This is a genomic window from Hymenobacter ginkgonis (genome assembly GCF_009755225.1).
Classification (GTDB): domain Bacteria; phylum Bacteroidota; class Bacteroidia; order Cytophagales; family Hymenobacteraceae; genus Hymenobacter; species Hymenobacter ginkgonis.
Map to the genome: position 1 here is coordinate 1,307,684 of NZ_WQKZ01000001.1, position 21,331 is coordinate 1,329,014.

Consider the following 21,331-nt stretch of genomic DNA (forward strand, 5'->3'; position numbering starts at 1 on the left):
TGGTTAATGATTACTAATGAGCGCTTTCAAGATTCATTATCAATCATTAACCATTATTCATTAAAAATTAATTGTCTTGCAGGATATCCATGAATTCGATGGCTGAGTTTTCCATCCGGAATACCATGCGCTCGACCAGGATGCTGAGCCAGTGGTAGCCGATGTGGGCGATGATGCCCACGATGAGGCCAGCCGCCGAGGTCACCATTTTGGTGTAGAGGCCGCCCGCAATTTGGGTAATGCCGAACTCACCGCTGCTAGAAATGGCGTAAAAAATCTTGATAACGCCGATAATCGTACCCACGAAGCCTAGCATGGGGGCAATGCCCGCAATAATGCCCAGGATGCTGATGTTTTTTTCGAGGCGGGCAATCTCGATTTTGCCCACATTTTCGACGCTGGCCTCAATTTCGGTGATGGGCAGGCCGATGCGGCGCAGGCCTTTTTCGACCATGCGGGCCAGGGGTGAGGGGTTTTGGGCGCAATAAAGCTTGGCGCCTTGCAAATCGCCCTTCACCATAAGGGCCCGAATGCCGCCCATAAAACTATCGGGGTCGCCACCCGCGTTGCGGATAGTGAGGTAGCGCTCGGCAATGATGTAAACCGACACGATGAGCAGCAGGAAAATGGGGAGCATTATCCAGCCCCCGCGCAAAATTAGGTCGAAGAGCGAGAGGCCGGGCGCCGCATTGGCCAGGGCGGTGGCGTGGGCCGCGGCCGTATCAGTGGCAACGGAGGTAACGGCAGAGGCAGCTTGCAGCAGGAAAACGGACATTCAGCGGAGTAAGGAAGGACGAAAGAGCAAGGCAAACGCGTAACCAGCCCAAACGGGCCCGGCAAGCAGCTTAGTAGGCAAAAACCGTGAGGCCTTTGTCGAGGTGCGGGTTTTGCCGCAAGTGGCTGGCGGCCACGAGCGCCGAAGGGCGGTCGGCAAAATCAGCGGCCGACAGGCGGTAGAGGCGGCTGCCCAGGGGCGGCGCAATTACTTTAGCTGGGCGGCCGGCGTGGGCGAGGTTGCGGCGGCCTTCTTCGGCCCGGGCCAGCGAGTTGTAGGCGGCCACTACGATGTAGTAACGGCCAGTGCGGGATTTAATTGTAGTGGCGCTAACCGGGGCCGCAGGCGCTACCGCTACTTTAGCCGGGGTCTTGTAAGAAGCTGGCGTAACAGTGAGCGTTTTGCTGCTGCGCACGCGCACGACCGGGCGGGTGGCCACGGGCGCAGGGGCTACCGCTTTGGGCGCCGCTACTACCGTATACTGCTTCGGCGTGCCGGCCGCCAGGCGCTGGGCCAGCGGAATGGGCTTGGCCACATTGTTTTCGTCGGCCACGGCCGCTACGGCCGCCGCTGGAATAGGCTTAAGCTTCGTCTTTCTCCGCACGGGGGTTGGCGTCGGCTGGGCCAACAACACCTCCACTGGGTCGAGGGCTGGCTTTGCCTTGGCCACGTGGGTGGGGGTAGGCGCCGGGGCCTGCTTCACAACCGGAGGGGCAACTACCGCGGCAGGCAAAGTTGCTGCCGCAGGGGCCGCATCGAATTCTGAAGCAACCGTTTCTTCTTTTGCAGCAGTTTCTTTTGTAGCAGTTTCGTTGCTAGGCAAATCTGCAAAGTTTGGGCGAGCCAACGCGGCTTGCTGCGGCGCTGCTGGGCGCGCGGCCTGCTCCCACTGGGGCACGTAGCCGCGCCAAGCCACGGGCAGCGTATCCGGATGCAGGTTGAGCAGGTAGAGGCCGGCTACGGCCAGGCCAGCCAGCAGGCCAATGGTGGCACCAGGCACTACGCGACGCAGCTTTAAGCCGCGGCTGGCCGAGCGCAGGCGCGGCACCAACTGGGCTTGCTGCTCGCGGGCCAGGCGGGCGTCGGTCACGCGCACGGGGTGCGCCGTGAGTTCGGGCAGGCCGAAGGCGGCGGCCAGCAGGTTGTCGGTGCCGGTATATTCAAACTGTAAACCCCGGCCGGCCAGTTGCCGAAATACGCCGATACCTGGCAGCTCGGTGCGGTGCTGGGCTTGCAGCTCGTGGTGCAGCGCAGCTACGGCTTGGCGTAGTACTTCGCGGGCTTCGGCGGCCGGCAGGTGCAGGTGCTGGCTCAGCACATCTACGAGCAGGCCGTCGTTGCGAGTGAGGGCCTGGTTGAAGGCTACCTGACGGGTAGGCGGGCTCAGCAAATGCCGGCCGCCGGGCTGCACCCGCGCCGGCGTATACTCGGCCACTAAGCCCCCGAAATCCGGAATTATCACGCAGTCGTGGTCGCGGAGCAAGGGGCGCAGGTGGTCGGAGAGGTTCATCTTTTTAAAGTGGGAGTTTTGAATTAGAGATTATGAATTGACAATTACCAACAAGCGCATTAGCTAATCAACCTATTGGTTGACAGTGCAAAACCCTTGATTCATAACGCATAATTCATAATTTTAAAACGAGTAAGTTAAGCCGGCAATAGCGTTGATACCTTTCACCGGATAGTTTAGATACGGCTGGTAGCGACGGTTGGCGAGGTTATTCGCCAGTACAAAGATGCTGAATTTTGGGGTAATGCGGTAATCGGCCCGCAAGCTAAGGTCAATAACAGCGTCGGTTTGCACCGGCGTTTCGACCAGTAAGTAAGGCGGAACGGGCACGGGCGTGGGCAGCGTACCGTTGGCCGCGTAGCTGGCGCCGTAGTTGCGCGAGTAGTAATAGAAGTTGGCGCCGAGCAGCAATTTGTCGAACACGTTGTACGTGCCGTAGAGCGTACCCAAAAACGTAGGCCGACCAAAAGGCTGGGCCAGCGTCTTCATACCGTAGTGGTTGTAGTCGGCCTTGGCACCGACGCGTACTTTCTCGGTGGCACTGTAGAGGGCCTCGGCGTGCACGTTGACCACGTTAATGGTCGTGCTGTCATACACAAGGTCAAACTTGCTGCCGTCGTTGGGCGAGTTGCGGTAGAAGTACAAGTTGCGCGAGCGGCCGGCAGTGGCGCGCGCCGCCAGCTCCAGCCCACTCACCGGCGTCGAGGTGAAGCCGGCGTATACGGTATAGCCGGCGTGGGTGTCGGCCAGGGTCTGGCCGGGGGCCAGCCAGGGGTTTTCCTGGCTCAGGTCGTAGCGCGTGACGCGCTGCAATGCGCCGCCCAGGCCGCCGTAGAGCTGAAATTTTTCGGGCACCACGGCGTAGCCCACGCGCAGGGCGGGGTAGGCCGCGCCCTTGCTCACGCCATAAAGCACGTCGGTGGAATAGCCCAGCGTGGCGCCCAGCGTCACGGAGAGGCCAGTTTTGCCGGTGATTTCTACGGCGGGCGTGGCCTGCACGAAGTTGCGCGTGCGGGTCACATCGCCGGGCTGGCCGATGGTGTTTAGCTGCTCCTTATCGGAGATGAACGAGCCCTGCGCATCGAGCACAATGCGGCTGGTTTCGCTGAGCGCGTAGCCGGCCTTGGCGTTGAGCAGGAAGTTGTTCTCGCTGACGCCGTAGTGGTCGCCAAAGTGCCGGAACCCTACCCCCACCTCGTACTGCAACTGCGCGTCGGGGGCGCGGTTGCGGGCGTAGACGCGGGCCCCAAAGCGGGTAAACGTCTGCTTGATGTCGTCGTCGCTGGGGACGGTGACAAATTGGTTGTTGTAGCCGTAGAAGTTGTAGCGGTCGCGGGCCAGGTCGAGGGTCGCGCCCAGGGCCGTGGTGCCGCGGTAAATTTCGCCGTTGGCCGTTACGCTGGTCTGGCTCACGCCCGAGTTCTTGCCATCGACGGGGCCGTTGGCCGAGCTTTGGTGGCGCAGGTCGAGGCCGTAGCTGTAGCTGTCGTTGCGAACCGAGTGCAGGTGGGCGCGGCCGTACACGGTGCCGTAGTTGCCAAAACCCAGCTTGAGGTAGTTGCCGGTGAGCGGCGCCAATTCTTCCTGCGCCACGGTCAGCACCTGCACCGAGGGGTTGAGGCGGGTGGCGGGCAGCTGAAAGTCGGGGTAGGAATACGTGACCTTGCGCTCGGGCTTGGGCGGCGGGGCCAGCCGGATTTTTTCGAAGTTGCGCGTGGCCTCGGGCAGCGTATTCACGCGGTCCTTCACAATCTCAATCTCGGCATCCTGAATGGTGCCCCGCGCCTTGCCTTTGCCGGGCTGGGTCTGGGCCTGCGCGCCCAAGGCTAGCGCGCCGCTTAGGCCCGCGGCCAGTAGCAGCGGCCGGCCGGCGCTGGTAGTAAAGCTTGATTTGCTCACTTCTAAACGTTTCATTAAAGCTAGTTTATGCATCCGGACTGCTAAGGAGCTTAGGGCCGAGCGGCGGGCTTACGCACCGGGGTTTTGGCGGGCGCGGCCTTCGCCGGAGTGGTAGCGGGTGCCTTCGCCGGCGCGGCGGGGGTAGGCTTAGCGGGCGTCGTTTTGGCGGGCGCGGGCGCCTTGGCCGGCGTGGTTTTGGCCGGGGTTTCGGCGGTTGGAGCGGGTGCGTCGTCGCTGGCCGGCAGGGCTTTGAGGCGCTGGCGGGCGCCTTCCACCACTTCGGCCACCGGGAATTTATTGTCGATAATGGAGTTCAGCGTGGCCCGCGCCTGGAAGATGTCGCGCTGGGCGGCATACACGTCGGCGAGCAGCAAAAAGGCCCGGCCCTGCCACAGTTCGTAGGCGCTGTAGCTGGAGTTCACCTTGAAGCCTTCCTTGATGGCTTCGTCGTATTTCTTCTGTTTAAAAAGCACTTCGGCCAGCGTGTACTGGGCTTCGGCGCCGTTCACGTCGCTGGGGGCGGCGGCTACGGTAGCCGTCAATTCCGTCACGGCCTGGTCGAGGTTGCCGAGCTGGTAGTCGGCTTTGCCTTGATAGAGCAGGGCAGTATTGGTGGTGTTAGCCGTAGCGCCGGCCAGGGTGCTGAGGTCGGCGGCGGCGGCGCGGGCCTTGGTGTAGTCGCCGCTGTCGTAGTAGGCCTTGAGCAGGCCCAGCGTGGCGGTAGCCACCTCGCGGCGGTTGGACGAGGCGCCGCGCAGGCGGTCGTAGTACTTAATGGCCTCGGGGTAGTTCTTATTCTCCAGCTCCAAGTCGGCCACACGGCCCACGGCGCGGTTCACAAACTCGCTCTTGTTCTCGGCCACCACAGCTTTTAGCAGGGGAAGAGATTGGGCCTTACCCCCCGTTTTCAGGTACGAGTCGGCCAGGAAAAAGCGGGCGTCGGGCGCCAGCGCGTTATCCGGGTATTGCTTGAGGTACGCTTGCAGGCGCGACAAGGCCTGCGGGTATTTTTCGGCTAGGTAGAGCGACTTGGCGGCCTCAAACTCGACGCTCTCGGTGGCCTTGCTGTTCGGGTTTTGGGCTTTGAAGGCGGCCACGGCCTGGTCAAACTCCTCGGTGCGCCCGAGGGCCGTCAAGCTTTCCTGCAAGCTGTAGAGCGCGGGCTGCGCGGCGCTACTGCGGGGGTAGTCGGCCAGCACCTTCTGGAAATCGGCCACGGCTTTGTCGTGCTGCTCCAGGTTGGCGTAGGCCACGCCGCGGCGCTGGTAGGCGTCGGGCAGCAAAGAGGAGGTCGGGCGATTTTCTATCAGACGTGTGAAGCCCGCGGCGGCCGGGGCGTAGTCGCCAGCCTGAAAATCAAGCTGCGCCTGCTGGAACACGGCCTGCTCGGCGTAGCGCGAGTCGGGGTTGGCTTTGAGCAGGGCGGCCAGCGTTTGGTTGGCTTCGTCGCGGCGGCCGAGTAGGCCCAAGGTCACACCCTTCTGGTAGTAGGCGTAGTCTTTGTCGGCGGCGTTGGCCTGAATGACTTTATCGTACTGCGCCAGGGCCGAGTTGTAGTCCTTGGCCACGTAATAGGTATCGCCGAGGCGCAGCGTGGTGTCGTAATAATTGGGGTCAGCGGGCTTGGCAGCGGGGTCAGCCAGGTAGGCCTGGAACTGCGGCTGGGCCTTGGCGTACTGCTTGGTATTGTAGTAGGCATAGCCCAAGCCGTAGCGGGCCAGCTGCACGTACTGCGTCTCGTCGTCGCTTACCCCCCCTTGCCGGGCCGAGCGGGCCGCGGCGGCGTAGGCCGTGATGGCTTCGGGGTACTGCTGGCCCACGCTGTATATTTCGCCGCGCAGCACCTGCGCGGCGGCGCGCAGGGCGTCGTCCTGCGGATACTTCAGGCTCTTGTCGAGCAGCGGCAGGGCTTCGGCGTACTTGCCGTCGTTGTAGAGGGTAGCGGCCTGGGCGTAGGCAATGCGCTGGTAGGTGCCGTTGAGGGTGTTGCCGCGGTCGTCGCCCACGCTTTCGAGGTAGGTGAGCGCCTGCCCGTAGTCGGTGCTCGACAGGAAACTGTCGCTGAGCAGCTGGTCCACGGCGGGCTGGTTTTTCGAGCGCGGGTACTTGCGCCGGAAGTCACGCAGGGCGGCAATCACGTCGGGCAAACTGCCCAACTCATACTGCACCTGGGCGTACTTGAGGGTCGCGTTTTCCGAGATATTCTTCTCAATCGTGCTCTGGCGGGCGGCGTCGAAAGCGGCCAGCGCGGGCAGCTTCTGCCCGGCCTGGAGGTAGCTCAAACCAAGGTGGTAGGCAGCGTTCTGGCCCAGCGAATCGCGGCGGGCGGCCACGTTCTTAAGGTTGGCGATGGCGTTGGGGTAGTCGCCCTGCTTGTAGTTGGCGTAGCCGATTTTGTATTGCAGGCTGGGCTCGATTTTACCCTTGTGAGCGGCCGCGTACTGGTCGAAATACGTACCCGCCTGCTTGTAATCCTGCTTTTGGTAGTACGCATCGCCCACCAGCAGCTGAATCTCGTCGGCGCTTTGGGGCGGCGGGCTTTGCTGCAAGGCCTTGGTGGCGTAGCCGATGAGGCCGTCATAATTGCCCTCGCGGTAGTAAATCTGCGTCATAATGGCCGGCACCACGCCGCGGTAGGCGTCGTTTTCGGCGGCCACCAGCAGGTCTTTGCGTGCCCCGGCGTAGTCGCCGGCGCGGTAGGCCAGGTAGCCGGCGTAGTACGAACTGGCGTAGCGGTACTGGCCCGGCTGCGCCTTGTTGCGGTCGAATAGGATGCGCGCCTGCTCGTAGTTTTTCAACTCGAAGTAGCTATAGGCTAGCTTGAAGTCGGACTCGGCGCGCTGGCTCGCGCTCAGGTTGGCGGGCGCCACCTTTTGGAAATAGGTGCTGGCCTGGGCGTAGTTTTTCTGGTCGAAATAAAACTTAGCCAACTCGAAATACGCCACGGCCGCCCGCGGGTGGGTCGGGTGCTGCCGGGCAAAATCGAGGATGAGGCCCTCGGCATCGGGGTGCAGCAGGTAGAGGCCGCTCACGGCGTAGTAGTACTCGGCATCGGCCAGGCGCTCCTGCCGGCCCGTGATGGCGGCCGGGCCGCTTTGCTCGCCGGCCCGGCGGGCGCCCTGCTGCATATACTGCGCGAAGGCCTGCTGGGCGGCGCCGTACTGCTGACGGTCGAAGAGGTCGAGGCCTTCCTGGTAGTAGCGCTCGGGGCTGGCGAAGGTCTGGGTTTGCTGGGCGTGGGCGGTGGGAGAAGCCAGCGCGAGCGGGGCCGCCAGGCTAGCCGCCAGCGCAAGCCGGGGAAATTGCTTCATGGAAAAGGCGCAGCGTAAGCTTAAAAGCGCGACCCCAAAACCGGGCTGCTGGGCCGCACAAGTGGTCAAAAGTAGCGAGAAAATGCGGGGCAACCGTTTAGCGGTCCGCAGCGCCAACGCCCGTCCTTAGCTAGTTAGTACAAGCTGCCCGCTCGACTTACGCGGCCAGCGCGGGTACTTGGCGGCGGTACTTGGCGCGGTAGGCCACCGGCGACACGCCCGTCAGCTTCTTGAACAGCGCCCGAAAAGCCTTGGCATCGGCGTAGCCCACGGCGTACATCACCTCGTTTACCTGGTCGGTCGATGACTCTAGGCGCTGCTTGGCGGCCTCGATTTTTACGCGCTGCACGTACTCGGCCACCGCGTTGCCAGTGGCCTGCCGGAAGCGGCGCTCGAAGCTGCGGCGGCTCAGGCACGCGCGGGCGGCCAGGTCCTCCACCGCGTGGCGGTCGGCAAAGTGGGTTTCGATAAACTCCTGGGCCGTGCGCACGGGCGCATCGGCGTGGTCTTTCTGCCCCCGAAACAGCGCGAACGGCGACTGGCTGCGACGGCCCATATCGAGCTGAAACACTTTGGCGCAGGTGGCGGCCACCTCACGGCCCACGTATTTTTCGACGAGGTAGAGCACCAGGTTGAGGCACGAATACGCGCCACCGCTGGAATACACACCCTGCTCGTCGGTGATAAGCTGCTCGGGCACCAGCCGCACGGCCGGGTACAGCGCCGCAAACTGCTCAGCCACCAGCCAGTGCGTGGTGCAGGCCCGGCCATCGACCAGCCCCGTCGCCGCCAGAATAAACGCGCCCATGCACAGGCTCGCCACCTCGGCACCGCCCCGGTACTGCCGGACTATCCAGGGCAGAAACGCCTCGTTGGCCGCTACGGCGGCGGGCAGGTCGCCGTTCGGGGCCGGAATGAGGACGAGGTCGGTTTGAAAATCGTCGTGGATGGTGCGGTGGGTGTGCAGCGTAAACAAGCCCTGGTTGAAAGTCTGCTGGCGCGTCAGGCCCACTAGTTCAATGTCGAAGGCGGGGGCGCGGCCTTGGCTCACCAGCAGGTCGTTGGCCTGGCTCAACACCTTGTGCGGCCCCTCAATGCTGCCAACCACGGCGTCGCTGGCCAGCACCAAAATAGTGATGTGCTTCATGGGCCAAATGTAGGCCGTGCCCGTCGCAATTCACCCTCCGTATTGGCGCAATTGCCCCTACCCCATGCTAAATTTTGCTAATACATTTGCTAAAAATATTAGTCAATCACACCTCCTGCTCCGCTTACTAGCATGAAACCTCGCACGCTCATTCTTCTTCACTGGGGCCTGATTGGCTTCTTCGCGCTGCTAATGCTCGCCGATGGCCTGGCCGGCGCGCTGCAAGTACAAGGCGGCCAAAATGCTATGCGCCACCTTGGCTACCCGCTGTACACGCTGCTGATTTTTGGGTCGGCCAAAATTTTGGGAGCATTAGCCTTACTACAGCCTTGGTGGCGCACGCTCAAAGAGTGGGCTTTCGCGGGCTTCGCCATCAATTTCGTGGGGGCCGCGGCTTCGCACCTGCTGGCCGGCGACGGGCTGAGCGCGGCCCTGCCGGCGCTGGTGATGCTGGCCGTGTTGCTTGGGCTGCACTATCTGTGGCGGCGGTATTTGGCTGCCCAAGCCAAGGCGCCGGAGCTGGGTAGCTTAGCGCGCACTGTGTCCGCTTAAGGCAACTCCTTCGGCGGCTTTAAAAATTGTGCTGGCCAACTCCTGATTAGCCATTACCTCTCCACCCTACCCCCTTTTCTCATGTCTACTTCCCTTGCCGAAACCCAGCTCCGCTCGCTGCTCGACGAGCTGGCCGCCGCCATCCGCGCCAAAGACGTGGCCCAAACGCTGGCTCCCTACGCCGCCCAAACGGTGATGTTTGTGCTGGACCCGCCCCTGCAACACAAAACCGAAAGCGACTCCTCCGGTGAGGAAGGGGTAGCCGAATGGTATGACTCGTGGCAGGGGCCCATTGGCTACGAGAGCCGCGAACTGGCCCTTAGCGTCGGCGCCGAGGTGGCCTTTGCTCACCAGCTGCTGCGCTTCTTTGGCACCAGGCAAGGCGGGGAAGCCGCCGACTACTGGGTGCGCGAAACCCTCGGTTTTCGTTACCTCGATGGCCGCTGGCAAATCACCCACCAGCACCAATCGGTGCCCTTCTATATGGACGGTAGCGGCCGAGCCGCCCTCGACCTCAAGCCCTAATCACTCTTATTTCTACGGCTGCTATGCGCAACATTATTGCCGCCATTTACCTCACCCTCGATGGCGTGATGGAGCACCCCGCCTGGACCGGCCCCTACTTCAACGACGAGCTGGGCGCGGCCCAGCACCGGCTGCTTTTCGAGAGCGACGCGCTGCTGCTGGGCCGCGTCACGTACCAGGGCTTTGCCCAGGCTTGGCCCAATGTGCCCGATACCGATGGCTTTGCCAACCGCATGAACAGCCTGCCCAAATACGTGACCTCGCGCACCCTCACTACCCCAGAGTGGAATGCCCAACTGCTACCTGGCCCCGACGCCACCGAAGCCGTGCGGCAGCTCAAGCAGCAGCCCAGTGGCAATCTGCTCCTCTACGGCAGCGGCGCGCTGGCCGACACCCTGCGCCAGCACGACCTCATTGATGAGTACCAGCTGATGGTGTTTCCGGTGGTGCTGGGCCAGGGCCAGCGGTTTTTCCGGGAGGGCAGCGCGCCCACTGACTTGCAGTTGGTGGGCGTCCAGACAACCAGCACCGGCGTCAGCATCCTCACCTATCGACGGGTAGGAAGCTGAGTGTTCTGCTCTCTTAGTGCCTTTTAAAAGCTCCGGCTGGCCTCAGCCGGAGCTTTTGCCGGTAGTAGGCAGCGCCCGGCGCGGGCCCGCGCTTGCCGTATCTTGCCGGCTACGGGGCCTTGCTTTTCGCTGTTTAATTCTTACCTGCTTGCCTACTCCTACCATCCGCGTGGCTCACCTCACCAAGCGCTTCGGGGCGCAGGTGGTAGTCGATGACTTGTCGTTTGAAGTGGCCGAAGGCGAAACGCTGGTGCTGCTCGGCCCCAGCGGCTGCGGCAAGACTACCCTGCTCAAAACCCTCAACCGCCTCATCGAGCCCGACGGCGGCACCATCGAACTCAACGGCCGCGACGTGCAGCAGCAAAAGCCGGAAGAGCTGCGGCGCGGCATCGGCTACGTGATTCAGCAAGTGGGCCTGCTGCCGCACTACACGGTGGCCCAAAACGTGGGGGTAGTGCCCGGCCTGCTCGGCCACCCGCCCGCCCAAACCGCCGCCCGCACCACCGAGCTACTAGAGCGCCTGCACCTGCCCGCCGCCCGCTTTGCCGACATGCTGCCGGCCCAGCTCTCGGGCGGGCAACAGCAGCGCGTGGGGCTGGCGCGGGCGCTGGCCGCCGACCCGCCCGTTATTCTACTAGATGAGCCGTTTGGGGCGCTTGACCCCATCACGCGAGCCGCCGTACGCCGCAATTTTCGGGAGCTTGACGAACTGCGCCGCAAAACGGTGGTGCTCGTGACCCACGACGTGCAGGAAGCCTTCGAGCTGGCCGACCGCATTATGCTGCTCAACAATGGCCAGATTCAGCAGCTTGGGCCGCCGCGCGAGCTGCTGCACCACCCCGCCAACGACTTTGTGCGCAGCTTCTTTCAGGCCGAAAAGCTGGCCCTGGAAATGCGTGTGCTCACGCTGGCCGAGTTGCAGCCCTGGCTGGCAGCTGCCCATTCGGCGGCTAGCCCGCCTGCGCCGAGCAGCGCCCTACCCCTGCCCCTCACCGCCAGCGTGCAAGAAGCCTTGGCCTTGCTGGCCGAGGCCGGGCCCGCGGGCCTGACGCTAGCCGAATCGGGTCAACTACTGACCACCGGGAGCGTGCTGGCCGCTTTGGGCCAGGCGCTGGGGTAGGGTTAGCTCAGGTAGGCCAGTACCTCGGTCAGGGCTTCGACGCGGGGAAAGGTGAGGCCCACCAGCTGCTCGGCGGGCACTTCTTCGTGTATCCAGGTGGTGTGGTAGGGCACGTGGATGGCCTGCGCGCCCAGCGCCAGCACCGGCAGGATGTCCGACTTTAGCGAGTTGCCAATCATGAGAAAGTCGGCCGGGGCCACGCCGTGGCGAGCCAGGATTCGGCGGTAGGTGGCTTCGTTTTTTTCGCTCACAATCTCGACGTAGTCAAAAAAATCGCCCAGGCCCGAGCGGGCCAGCTTGCTTTCCTGGTCGAATAAATCACCCTTAGTGAGCACCATCAGCCGCTCGCCGCGGCGCTTGAGCTCGGTGAGTACCTCCAACACGCCGGGCAGCGGCTCGATGGGAAAGTCGAGCAGGCGCTTGCCCAGGTCCAGCAGCTGCTGGATTTCTACCCCCGTCACGGCGCCGTCGGTGAGCTGAATGGCGGTTTCTACCATGGCCAGCATCAAGGACTTAGCGCCGTAGCCAAAGAGGTGCATGTTGCGGCGCTGCACCTCGTAGAGCCGGTGGCCGATACTCACCGGGTCGCCGCAGCGGGCCAGAATGGCAAACATCCGGCCCTCGACGTGGTCGAAATGCGGCTGGTTGGGCCAGAGGGTATCGTCGGCGTCGAAGGCAATGAACGGGCGGGTCGGCATACTAAAACGAAGGCGGCGCCAACCCCCTGCGGGCGGCGAGCACCGGCAAAGTTCGCCCTACCCCTGCGAACTTTGCCGGCCATGCGCCACCAACTTGACTTGGCCACCTGGCCCCGCCGCGAGCATTTCGCGTTTTTTTCCGCTTTTGAAGAACCGTTTTTCGGCCTCGTGGCCGAGGTAGACGTCACCGCCGCCCGCGCCGAAGCCCAGCGGCTGGGCGTCTCCTTTTTTCGCTACTACCTCTACCAGGCCCTGGCGGCGGCCAACTCGGTGGCGGAGTTTCGCGACCGCATCGAGCAGGGGCAGGTGTACCGCTACGACCAAGTGCACGCCTCGGCCACCATCGGGCGGCCCGACCACACCTTCGGCTTTTCGTTTTTGGAATACCAGCCCAGTCTGGCCGCGTTTCTGGCCACCGCCGACCCCGAAATTGCCGCCGTGCAGCAAGCCAGCGGCCTGTGCCTGAGCGAGCGCACCGGCCGCCCCGACGTGCTGCACTGCTCGGCCATTCCGTGGGTGCGCTTCACGGGCCTCACCCACGCCCGCAGCTTCACGCACCCCGACAGCGCGCCCAAGATTTCCTTCGGCCAAGCCTACCCCCACGGCACCGGCCAGCGCATGGCAGTATCCGTAAACGTGCACCACGCCCTGGCCGACGGCTACCACGTGGGGCAGTTTTTGGAAGTGTTTCAGCAGCGCCTGGAACAGCGCCTGGGGTAGGCGCGGGTGGCCGCTGGTGCGCACCTTTGCGCGCCTCCGCTTTGGGGCCTTTCGCATGAACACGATTACTGAACTCTTCGCCTTCTGGCACGAGCAAGCCGGCAAATTGGGCCAGCAAACCTTGCAGCACGTGGCCCTCACGGCCGCCGCGCTGCTGCTGGGCGTGGCCGTGGGGGTGCCCGTGGGCCTCTGGCTCACGCGCCGGCCGCGCTGGGCCCCGGCGGTGCTGGGCGCGGCCGGCGTGCTCCAAACCGTGCCCAGCATCGCGCTGCTAGGTTTTCTAATTCCGCTGCTGGGCATTGGGGCGGCGCCGGCTATTCTGGCGCTGCTGCTGTACTCGCTGCTGCCCATCATTCGCAATACGGTGGCCGGTATCCAGGGCGTGCCGCCCGCCGTGGTGGAAGCGGCCAAAGGGCTGGGCTTTACGGATGGGCAGATTTTAAGAAAGGTCGAACTGCCGCTGGCGCTGCCCGTCATCATGGCCGGCATCCGCACGGCCACGGTCATCAACGTGGGCGTGGCCACGCTGGCGGCCTACGTGGCGGCGGGCGGCCTGGGCGAATTTATCTTCGGCGGCATCGCCTTGAATAACCCCGTGATGATACTGGCGGGCGCCATTCCATCGGCGGCGCTGGCGCTGGTGTTTGACGCCGGGCTGGGCACACTCGAAAAGCTGTCGGCCCGGCGCCTGCGGGCGGTGAGCAGCGGCTTGCTGCTGGCCCTACCCCTGCTGGCGGCCGGCTACTGGCTGCCCCAGGCGGCGGGCCGGCTGCGGGCGGGCTTCAGCCCCGAGTTTATCGGGCGGGCCGATTGCCTGCCGGGCCTTACCAAAGCCTACCGCCTCACCCACCTGCCCAACGTGGTGCTGGCCCCAGCGCTGGTGTACGAGGCCGCCCGCGCGGCCAATGTCGATGTCATCGACGGCTACTCCACCGATGGGCGCATTCGGGCCTACGGCCTGCAAGTGCTGCGCGACGACCGCCACGCCCTACCCCCCTATTTTGCCGCGCCCGTGCTGCGGCCGGAGCTGCTGCAAGCTCACCCCGAACTGGGCCCAGTGCTCGACCAGCTCAGCGGCCAGCTCTCCGACTCGGCCATGACCAACCTGAATTATCAGGTTGATTACCTGCACCTAGAGCCACGCGTGGTGGCCTTGGCCTGGCTGCGCCGCCGGGGCCTTTTAAAAGCCGCCCGCCCCCTACCCCCCGGCGCGGCCACGGTGCGGCTGGGCTCCAAGATTTTTGCCGAGCAATACATTCTCGTGGAGATGTACAGCGCCCTCATTCGGGGCAATACCGACCTAGCGGTGGCCACCAAAACCGGGCTCGGCGGCACCACCATCTGCTTCGAGGCGCTGCGCGGCAATCAAATTGACCTGTACCCCGAGTACACGGGCACGGGCTTGCAGGTGCTGTTGCAGCCCTCGGCGGCCACGCTCGACTCGCTGGGCGGGCGGCCAGCGGCCGTATTCAGCTACGTGCAGGCTGAGTTTCGGCGGCGCTACGGCCTGGAGTGGCGCGCCCCGCTGGGTTTCAACAACGCCTATTGCCTGCTCATGCGGCGCGGCCAGGCGCGGGAGCTCGGCATTGCCAGCATCTCAGATTTGGGGGGGTATTTGGGGCGCTGAATGGGAACTCAGCTGGGAGCAGTGAAGCCGCGAGTTATGGGTAGCCATTCATTTCTCGATAGCTGGAAGAACCCCAGTGGGGGCTGGCCAGTTCGACGACCTGCGGGCCTAGCCTCCCCAGCTGGCTGCCTACCCCCGCCTAGCCTGCGCAAGCGAGCTAGCCAGCACTCGGCACCAACCGTTGCAGCCAGTCGCGCACCACGGGCGCTTTGTAGGCCCAGTTGCGCAGCTGCGCGCGGTGCTGCGCGGCCCGCGAGGGGTAGCCAGTCGCTACTTGCTGCTGGAAAGTGACCAGGTCGGTGGTGGCCGTGAGCTCGATGCGGGGCAGGCGGCGCAGGTCGCTGGTGGGCGTAGCGGGGCCGGTGTGCACCGAAAACCCGGCCTGGTAGCCTGCCGGGGCCAGGGCGCGCAGCGTGCGCCGGTCGTAGCTGCCGTAGGGAAAAGCGTAGAAAATAGGTTCGTGCTCCAGGTGCTGGGCAATGGCCGCGCGGCTTTGTGCCAGCTCATTAGCCAGCTGCGCGGGGGGTAGGCCCGCCAGCGGCTGGTGGGTGCACCCGTGCGACTCGATGCGCCAGCCCGCGGCTTGTAGCTGACGCAGCTCGGCCCAGCTGAGGGGCGGGTCGCCGAGCGGGGCCGACTGCGCAAATGCGGGCGGCTGGCCGGCGTAGCTCGGCTCGCCCACGGCGGCAGTAGTCAGAAAGAGCGTGGCTGCAAACCCATACTGCGCCAAAATGGGTTGGACCTGGGTGAAGAGCGAGCGGTAGCCGTCGTCGAAGGTGAGCGCCACCGCCGGGCGCGCCTCCGGCACGGCCGGCCGCGGTTGGCGCAGCAGCAGGGGTACTTCGGCCAGCGGCACCACGCGGTGGCCCGAGGCGGCGAGCCAGGCCATTTGCTCGGCAAAGCGCGCCACTTCCACGTGCACGGGCGCCATGTAGGGCTCGTGGTGCTCGACCAGCGCGTGGTACATCAAAATGCTAACCTGGGGGCGCTGCATAAGGTCGATACTGTTCTTTTGCTAGACAGAGGCATTATAAAAAGAGAAGTTGTAAAGTGGTAGGTTGGCTTACACTTTTTGCTTTTTCAGCCCTACCCCCTCTATGGCCACTGGGCGCGTGGCTTTCCAGTCCTTATCTTTATACCCCACCACAATGAGGGCCAATGATTTGGCTACTCCCACCACCAGCCCCACACCAGAAAGCAGCGCCAGCCAGTGCCGCGGCGCGGCCCCAATCAGGCGCAGGCCCAGCCCGGCGTAGGCCAGCAGGCCCGCCGCCACCGCCAGCCAGCCCCAACTGCTGAGCAGCGACCACTGCCCCGCCCAACTCGCCACGGCCGCAAACACGAGCGCCGCCACCAGCAGGCACGAGCGCGGCACCTGCAGCAGGTCGCAGGCAAAATCGACCTGTGAGAGGTTGCCCCGCCCCAGCCCCTGGCCGAGCATGGCCAGCCCGTGGGCTTTTACGGTAGCTACGTGCCCCGACAGCCAGCGCTTGCGCTGCTGCGCGAAGGCGGCCCCCGTACCCACGGCCTGGTAGCTGAGCAGCGCCTCGGGGCAGTAGGCCACCGGAATGCGGCGGCTGGCCAGGTAAGCTTTCCACTCTTTGTCTTCGGCCAGGGAGGTGATAGGCAGGGCCATAAGCTCGGTAAATACCGGCGCGCGCAGGCAGCAGCCGAGCCCAAAAATAAAAGCTTCGAGCCCCAGGCGCCGGCGCCCACCGGCCCCCACTTGCTGCCGCAGGGCTTCGGCAGCGGCATCGAGCACCGTCACGTCCGACTCGAAGGCGTTGGCCACGCGGCGGCTGCTCTGCACCACCGGGGCCGCGCCGGGCCGGGCAAACTGCCGGTCGAGCGCGGCCAGAAACTGCGCGTCGAGGCGGCAATCGGCGTCGAGCACGCACACCACGGCCGCGGGGTGGTGCTCCACCAGGCGTAGCTCGGTGGCCGCGTAGGCCAGGGCCTGCGACTTATTGGAGGGGTAAGGCGTGGTGCGCACCAGGCACTCGGCGCCCGCCTGCCGAGCCAGGCGCGCGGTGCGGTCGGTGCAGTTGTCGGCCACCACCACCGTCCGAAAACGGGCCGCCGGATAGTTCAGCTTGGCGATGCTGGCTAGTAGGCCGGGCAGCAGTTCCTGCTCGTTGTGGGCCGGCACCAGCAGCACAAAATTGGTTTGGGGCGCGGGCGCGGGGCGCCGTGGCCGGCGGCTGGGGGCCGCCCCACGCACCACGTACAGCACCGCCGGCGCTAGCACGTAAGCGCAAAATAGCAGTACGTAGCCCTGCACCGCATACCAAGCTCCTAGTCCTAAATAGCCCACCCAATCCTGCTTTCCTACGAGGTAAAATAACGCCATGCGCCAGGGGTAAAAGAGGAGGCTGGCCGCTGCTGGCGGCAGCCTATAAGTCGATAGCAAACCAAGCCGCTAATAAGCTGCACAGCATGGGGTAGCTGTGCACTGCGCACAACTTGCCAGTAGCAAGTTATAAAGAATTAATTGAATGAAGGAAAGCACCCATCCTTTCCCGCTGGCCCTTTCTGGTTGATTTTCTGCTTACTGCTGAGGTATTTGGCCGCTTGGCACGCGCGGGGCAGCTCCGGCTATTTTGGCGGTGCCAGGCTAAACTTACCGGGCGTGGTTGGGCTTGTGCAGCGTAGCTTTCAGTCGTGCTCACCTAGCCCTCACCCACTTGCCTTCCATGCTTACCCAAACTTCTATCTCTGCCCCCGCTACCGGGCCGCCCCCTTTTACCGAGCGCCGCTACGTGCTCACGCTCATTTTTGTCACCTCGCTGTTTATGCTCTGGGGCGTGGGCGTGACGATGGGCGACATCCTCAACAAGCACTTTCAGGAGGTGCTGCACGTGAGCAAGGCCGATTCGGCACTGGTGCAATTGTCCATTTTTGGGGCGTACTTCGTTATGGGCCTGCCCGCCGGCTGGTTTATGAAGCGCTTTGGCTACCAGAAGGGCGTGCTGCTCGGGCTGGGCCTCTACGCGGCCGGCGCCTTCCTGATGGTGCCCGCCGCCACTGCCTTATCCTTTGGCTACCTGCGCATTGCCCTATTCGTACTTGCCTGCGGGCTGGCTACGCTGGAGGCCGTGGCACACCCCTTCCTCGATGGCCTCGGCAACTTGCACAGCTCCGACCGCCGCATCAACTTCGCCCACGCCATCAACGGCATCGGGGCGGTGTCGGGGCCGCTCATTGGCGGCTACTTTGTGCTGCGCGGCACCCACGCTACCGGCGACCTTACGTCGGTGAAAGTGCTCTACGGCCTCATTGGGGCGGTAGTAGGCAGCATTGGGCTGGCATTTTTCTTTGTGAAAGTGCCCCCGCTCATCGACGAGCCCGCGTTGGGCACCGCCGAGGACCCTACCGACTTAGCAGCCGACAAAAAGCTGTTTCAGCACACGCATTTTGTGTGGGCCTGCGTGGCCCAGCTCTTCAACACGGCGGCGCAAGGCGGTACCTGGGCGTACTTCATCAACTACGGCACCGACTATATGGGCCTGAAGCCGGGGCCGGCCATCCAGGGATTTTGGCAGGCCGGCACCCTCTTTAGCCGCACCGTGGGCCTGGTGCCCGGCCTGCCGCACCTGGCCAACGACGTAGCGGCCTACTTCTTCTCGCTCAGCCTAGTAGGCATGATGCTGGGACGCTTTTTGGGTACTTACCTTATGAAGTTTATCGCCCCCAACCGCCTGCTGGCCACCGTGGCCGTGGCTAATATCGGCATGTGCCTGCTCGTAGCCCAGCACTGGGGCTGGGTATCGTTTGGGGCGCTTATTGCGCTCAATTTCTTTTTCAGCATCATGTTCCCCACCATCTACAGCTTGGGGCTCAAAGATTTGGGCCGGCACAAGCAGCTGGCTTCGTCGTTCATTGTGATGGGGGTAGTGGGCGCGGCGCTTTTTCCACGCTTCGTGATGGGCCCCGTGGCCGATGTGAGCGTGGCGCACGCCTATTATTTGCCCATTATCTGCTACGTGGTGGTATTTCTGTACGGGGCGAAGTTCTATAAAGTGCAGCGCAACTAGCCCCTTACGCAAGTGAAACAGCGGGGCCCACCGTGGCTCGCCGGCCTGGTAGCAGGCCGGCGAGCCACGGTGGGCCCCGCTGTTTTATAAAAGTCCACGATAAGCCCAGCCGCTTTACTTTGCTGCATGAAGCATTTGCTCCCGGCTCTCCTCCTATTCCCCTGTGTGGCAGTGGCCCAACGCCCGGCCCCTACCCCCCCCGAAAACCTCGTGCAATACGCCCACCCGCTGGTGGGCACGGCCAAAATGGGCCACACCTACCCTGGGGCCACGGTGCCCTTTGGCGCGGTGCAGCTCTCGCCCGATACCGACACTCTCAGCTACGAGCAAAACGGCAAGTACAACCCGGAGATATACAGCTACTGCGCGGGGTATCAATACAAAGACCCTACCATCGTGGGCTTCAGCCACACGCATTTTAGCGGCACGGGCCACTCCGATTTGGGCGATTTTTTGGTAATGCCCACTACCGGGCCGCTGCAACTCAACCCTGGCACCGCCGATAAGCCGCAAAGCGGCTACCGCTCGGCCTACTCGCACGCCACGGAAGTAGCTGAGCCGGCCTACTATAAAGTGCGGCTGGCCGACCACAATATCCTAGCCGAGTTGACGGCCACCACGCGGGTAGGGATTCACCAGTACACCTTCCCGCAGGCCGACGAGTCGCACCTTATCCTCGATTTGATGGCCGGAATTTACAACTACCCCGGCAAAAATACCTGGACCTTCGTGCGGGTTGAAAACGACTCGCTCGTGACCGGCTACCGCCAAACCAACGGCTGGGGCCGCACCCGCACGGTGTACTTTGCCCTGAGTTTTTCGAAGCCCTTCAAGCAATACGGCAGCCGCAACTACGACCAGAAGCAGCCCTACCGGGGCTTCTGGGGCCGCTTCGACCAAGCCCACAACTGGCCCGACCTCGCCGGCCACCAGCTGCGCCTGCATTTTGACTTTGGGCCGACTACCTCCGGCCAGCAAATCAAGCTGAAGCTGGCCCTCTCGCCCGTGAGCACGGCCGGCGCGCGCGCCAACTTGCGCGCCGAAGCCCCCGGCTGGAATTTCGCCGACTACAAGCGCCAGGGCCAGGCCCAGTGGCAGCAGGAGCTGAGCAAAATCACCATCCGCTCGCCGCGCCGGGTCGATAAGGAGAATTTCTACACGGCCATGTACCACGCCTTCACCGGTACCACCATCTACCAAGATGTGGATGGGCAGTACCGCGGCCTCGACCAGAACAATCACACCGCCAAGGATTTCACTAACTACACTACCTTCTCGCTCTGGGATACTTACCGGGCGCTGCACCCGCTCTACAACCTCGTGCAGCCCCGCCGCAACGCCGACATGGTGCAGAGTATGCTCGCGCACTTCGACCAGAGCGCTGAGCACATGCTGCCCGTGTGGAGCCACTACGCCAACGAAAATTGGTGCATGATTGGCTACCACTCGGTGCCCGTGGTGTGCGAGGCCATCGTGCTCGGCAACGCGCCCTTCGACCAAAACAAAGCCCTCGATGCCTGCGCAACCACCGCCCGCCAGCGCTGGTACGACGGCCTGGGCCTCTACATCGACAAAGGCTACGTGCCCGAGGACAAGAATGGCGCATCCGTGTCCAAAACCCTCGAATACGCCTTCGACGATTACTGCATTGCGCAGGCGGCCAAGAAGCTAGGCCGCCCCGACCTGGAGCAAGAATTCCGCCAGCGCGCCACCAACTGGCAAAACGTGTACGACGCCCGCATTGGCTTTATGCGCCCGCGCCTCGCCGATGGCTCGTTCCGCCCGAAGTTTGACGTGCTCACCACCAGCGACCCTGCCTACATCGAGGGCAACGCCTGGAACTACAGCCTCTACGTGCCCCACGACCCCGCCGCCCTCATCGCCAAAATGGGGGGTAGCCCGCGCTTCGTGCCCCACCTCGACTCGCTCTTCACGATGAACCTGCCCGACAAGTTCTTCGCCGAAACCGAAGACATCACCCGCGACGGCATCATCGGCAACTACGTGCACGGCAACGAGCCTGCCCACCACGCCGCCTACCTCTACAACTGGACCGACCAGCCCTGGAAAACTCAGCCCCGCATTCGCATGATTCTGAACAAGATGTATCACCAGGGTCCCGATGGCCTGGGCGGCAACGACGACTGCGGCCAGATGTCGGCTTGGTACATTTTCTCGGCCCTGGGCTTCTACCCCGTCGCTCCCTCCTCGGGCGAGTACGCGCTGGGTAGCCCCGCCGTGCACGGTGCCGTGCTGCAAGTCGGCCAGGGCAAAACCTTCACCGTGAGCGTCAAAAACCAAAGCGATAAGAACGTCTACGTGCAGTCGGCCCGCCTGAATGGCAAGCTGCTGACGCGGCCATTTCTGCCCGTGAGCGAGGTGCTGCAGGGCGGCACGCTGGAGTTTGTAATGGGGGGTAGGGCTGCGAAATAACAGACTACTTTCCTTACCCCCTTGGTCGTATAAAGTGATAGAAACCGAAAAGCCACAGGGTGCACTGTGGCTTTTCGGTTTCTATTCTCGGCGGAGCCTAACTTTCAATAAGTGCTTATACAGAAAATAGATACGCGCAGAAATCGGCTGACCTAGCTATTACTGCTAATAGCCGCTTGCTTGTTTTTACTGCGTTTGTAGAGGTAGGCGGCCCCAGCGGCCAGTAGGGCGCCGCTCAGCACTTTGTGCTGGGAGGTGAAGCCGCCGCTCGGCGTGCCATCATCGGTGGTTTTGCCGCGAAACAGGCTGGCAATCATGCCGCCCAGCGAGTTGCTTGGTTGGTTATCGCTCATGGGTGAAATCAGTTTTAAGGGGAATACCTGCTTAGTACGGTGGCGGCACGGCCGGCGT

The 21,331-nt window shown here is 63.5% G+C and carries 17 protein-coding genes; 8 read left to right on the forward strand and 9 right to left on the reverse strand.

What is annotated here, in order from left to right; all coding sequences use genetic code 11:
* Window positions 1-67: 67 nt before the first annotated feature.
* From GO988_RS05230 to GO988_RS05250, 5 genes are all read right to left on the reverse strand, one after another.
* Window positions 68-775 carry a MotA/TolQ/ExbB proton channel family protein gene (locus GO988_RS05230; RefSeq protein WP_157562441.1) on the reverse strand — a complete coding sequence of 236 codons (708 nt, stop codon included), beginning with the start codon at window positions 773-775 and terminating at the stop codon, window positions 68-70.
* Window positions 776-845: 70 nt separating this feature from the next.
* A complete protein-coding gene (locus GO988_RS05235; RefSeq protein ID WP_157562442.1) occupies window positions 846-2,285 on the reverse strand; it encodes an HU domain-containing protein in 1,440 nt (479 codons plus the stop codon).
* Between the two features lie 123 nt (window positions 2,286-2,408).
* Complete coding sequence (locus GO988_RS05240) at window positions 2,409-4,199, reverse strand: TonB-dependent receptor (RefSeq protein ID WP_157562443.1); 1,791 nt, start codon at window positions 4,197-4,199, stop codon at window positions 2,409-2,411.
* A 35-nt stretch (window positions 4,200-4,234) separates the two neighbouring features.
* Window positions 4,235-7,495: a tetratricopeptide repeat protein gene (locus tag GO988_RS05245; protein ID WP_157562444.1), complete on the reverse strand. Its 3,261-nt coding sequence runs from the start codon at window positions 7,493-7,495 to the stop codon at window positions 4,235-4,237.
* 157 nt (window positions 7,496-7,652) lie between these two features.
* Window positions 7,653-8,642 (reverse strand): GlxA family transcriptional regulator, encoded by a 990-nt coding sequence (locus GO988_RS05250; RefSeq protein ID WP_157562445.1) that lies wholly within the window; start codon window positions 8,640-8,642, stop codon window positions 7,653-7,655.
* A gap of 132 nt (window positions 8,643-8,774) precedes the next feature.
* Between GO988_RS05250 and GO988_RS05255 the strand changes: the two genes are divergently transcribed.
* The 4 genes from GO988_RS05255 to GO988_RS05270 all read left to right on the forward strand — a co-directional run bounded on the left by GO988_RS05255 (window position 8,775) and on the right by GO988_RS05270 (window position 11,408).
* Window positions 8,775-9,194, forward strand: coding sequence for a DoxX family protein (locus tag GO988_RS05255; protein ID WP_157562446.1), 420 nt, complete (start codon window positions 8,775-8,777; stop codon window positions 9,192-9,194).
* Window positions 9,195-9,275: 81 nt separating this feature from the next.
* Window positions 9,276-9,719: a YybH family protein gene (locus GO988_RS05260; protein ID WP_157562447.1), complete on the forward strand. Its 444-nt coding sequence runs from the start codon at window positions 9,276-9,278 to the stop codon at window positions 9,717-9,719.
* Window positions 9,720-9,742: 23 nt separating this feature from the next.
* Window positions 9,743-10,288 carry a dihydrofolate reductase family protein gene (locus tag GO988_RS05265; protein WP_157562448.1) on the forward strand — a complete coding sequence of 182 codons (546 nt, stop codon included), beginning with the start codon at window positions 9,743-9,745 and terminating at the stop codon, window positions 10,286-10,288.
* A 148-nt stretch (window positions 10,289-10,436) separates the two neighbouring features.
* On the forward strand, window positions 10,437-11,408 hold the full coding sequence (locus GO988_RS05270; protein WP_157562449.1) for an ABC transporter ATP-binding protein: 972 nt from the start codon (window positions 10,437-10,439) through the stop codon (window positions 11,406-11,408).
* 2 nt (window positions 11,409-11,410) lie between these two features.
* On the opposite strand, the gene GO988_RS05275 is transcribed toward GO988_RS05270, so the two are convergent.
* On the reverse strand, window positions 11,411-12,106 hold the full coding sequence (locus tag GO988_RS05275) for an HAD family hydrolase (RefSeq protein WP_157562450.1): 696 nt from the start codon (window positions 12,104-12,106) through the stop codon (window positions 11,411-11,413).
* 81 nt (window positions 12,107-12,187) lie between these two features.
* Between GO988_RS05275 and GO988_RS05280 the strand changes: the two genes are divergently transcribed.
* Both GO988_RS05280 and GO988_RS05285 read left to right on the forward strand, forming a co-directional pair.
* On the forward strand, window positions 12,188-12,826 hold the full coding sequence (locus GO988_RS05280; RefSeq protein WP_157562451.1) for a chloramphenicol acetyltransferase: 639 nt from the start codon (window positions 12,188-12,190) through the stop codon (window positions 12,824-12,826).
* Between the two features lie 55 nt (window positions 12,827-12,881).
* Window positions 12,882-14,453, forward strand: a complete 1,572-nt coding sequence (locus GO988_RS05285; protein ID WP_157562452.1) for an ABC transporter permease/substrate-binding protein — start codon at window positions 12,882-12,884, stop codon at window positions 14,451-14,453.
* A 157-nt stretch (window positions 14,454-14,610) separates the two neighbouring features.
* Here GO988_RS05285 and GO988_RS05290 read toward each other — a convergent pair whose 3' ends face one another.
* Together GO988_RS05290 and GO988_RS05295 are read right to left on the reverse strand one after the other, a co-directional pair.
* The gene (locus GO988_RS05290) at window positions 14,611-15,447 is read right to left on the reverse strand and encodes a polysaccharide deacetylase family protein (protein WP_157562453.1); all 837 of its coding nucleotides are present in this window, start codon (window positions 15,445-15,447) and stop codon (window positions 14,611-14,613) included.
* Between the two features lie 69 nt (window positions 15,448-15,516).
* Entirely contained in the window at window positions 15,517-16,803 is a 1,287-nt protein-coding gene (locus GO988_RS05295; protein WP_157562454.1) for a glycosyltransferase family 2 protein, read from the reverse strand.
* Between the two features lie 343 nt (window positions 16,804-17,146).
* Between GO988_RS05295 and GO988_RS05300 the strand changes: the two genes are divergently transcribed.
* Both GO988_RS05300 and GO988_RS05305 read left to right on the forward strand, forming a co-directional pair.
* Window positions 17,147-18,487 carry an MFS transporter gene (locus GO988_RS05300; RefSeq protein ID WP_157562455.1) on the forward strand — a complete coding sequence of 447 codons (1,341 nt, stop codon included), beginning with the start codon at window positions 17,147-17,149 and terminating at the stop codon, window positions 18,485-18,487.
* 165 nt (window positions 18,488-18,652) lie between these two features.
* Window positions 18,653-20,920 (forward strand): GH92 family glycosyl hydrolase, encoded by a 2,268-nt coding sequence (locus tag GO988_RS05305; protein ID WP_317164790.1) that lies wholly within the window; start codon window positions 18,653-18,655, stop codon window positions 20,918-20,920.
* Between the two features lie 152 nt (window positions 20,921-21,072).
* Here GO988_RS05305 and GO988_RS05310 read toward each other — a convergent pair whose 3' ends face one another.
* Complete coding sequence (locus GO988_RS05310) at window positions 21,073-21,273, reverse strand: hypothetical protein (RefSeq protein ID WP_157562457.1); 201 nt, start codon at window positions 21,271-21,273, stop codon at window positions 21,073-21,075.
* Window positions 21,274-21,331: the final 58 nt, after the last annotated feature.

Coding starts and splice junctions, on each gene's coding strand:
- GO988_RS05245 (WP_157562444.1), bottom strand. CDS start 7,495: ATGAAGCAATTTCCCCGGCTTGCGCTGGCGGCTAGCCTGGCGGCCCCG.
- GO988_RS05280 (WP_157562451.1), top strand. CDS start 12,188: ATGCGCCACCAACTTGACTTGGCCACCTGGCCCCGCCGCGAGCATTTC.
- GO988_RS05300 (WP_157562455.1), top strand. CDS start 17,147: ATGCTTACCCAAACTTCTATCTCTGCCCCCGCTACCGGGCCGCCCCCT.
- GO988_RS05240 (WP_157562443.1), bottom strand. CDS start 4,199: ATGAAACGTTTAGAAGTGAGCAAATCAAGCTTTACTACCAGCGCCGGC.
- GO988_RS05230 (WP_157562441.1), bottom strand. CDS start 775: ATGTCCGTTTTCCTGCTGCAAGCTGCCTCTGCCGTTACCTCCGTTGCC.
- GO988_RS05250 (WP_157562445.1), bottom strand. CDS start 8,642: ATGAAGCACATCACTATTTTGGTGCTGGCCAGCGACGCCGTGGTTGGC.
- GO988_RS05235 (WP_157562442.1), bottom strand. CDS start 2,285: ATGAACCTCTCCGACCACCTGCGCCCCTTGCTCCGCGACCACGACTGC.
- GO988_RS05285 (WP_157562452.1), top strand. CDS start 12,882: ATGAACACGATTACTGAACTCTTCGCCTTCTGGCACGAGCAAGCCGGC.
- GO988_RS05265 (WP_157562448.1), top strand. CDS start 9,743: ATGCGCAACATTATTGCCGCCATTTACCTCACCCTCGATGGCGTGATG.
- GO988_RS05310 (WP_157562457.1), bottom strand. CDS start 21,273: ATGAGCGATAACCAACCAAGCAACTCGCTGGGCGGCATGATTGCCAGC.
- GO988_RS05260 (WP_157562447.1), top strand. CDS start 9,276: ATGTCTACTTCCCTTGCCGAAACCCAGCTCCGCTCGCTGCTCGACGAG.
- GO988_RS05290 (WP_157562453.1), bottom strand. CDS start 15,447: ATGCAGCGCCCCCAGGTTAGCATTTTGATGTACCACGCGCTGGTCGAG.
- GO988_RS05255 (WP_157562446.1), top strand. CDS start 8,775: ATGAAACCTCGCACGCTCATTCTTCTTCACTGGGGCCTGATTGGCTTC.
- GO988_RS05295 (WP_157562454.1), bottom strand. CDS start 16,803: ATGGCGTTATTTTACCTCGTAGGAAAGCAGGATTGGGTGGGCTATTTA.
- GO988_RS05275 (WP_157562450.1), bottom strand. CDS start 12,106: ATGCCGACCCGCCCGTTCATTGCCTTCGACGCCGACGATACCCTCTGG.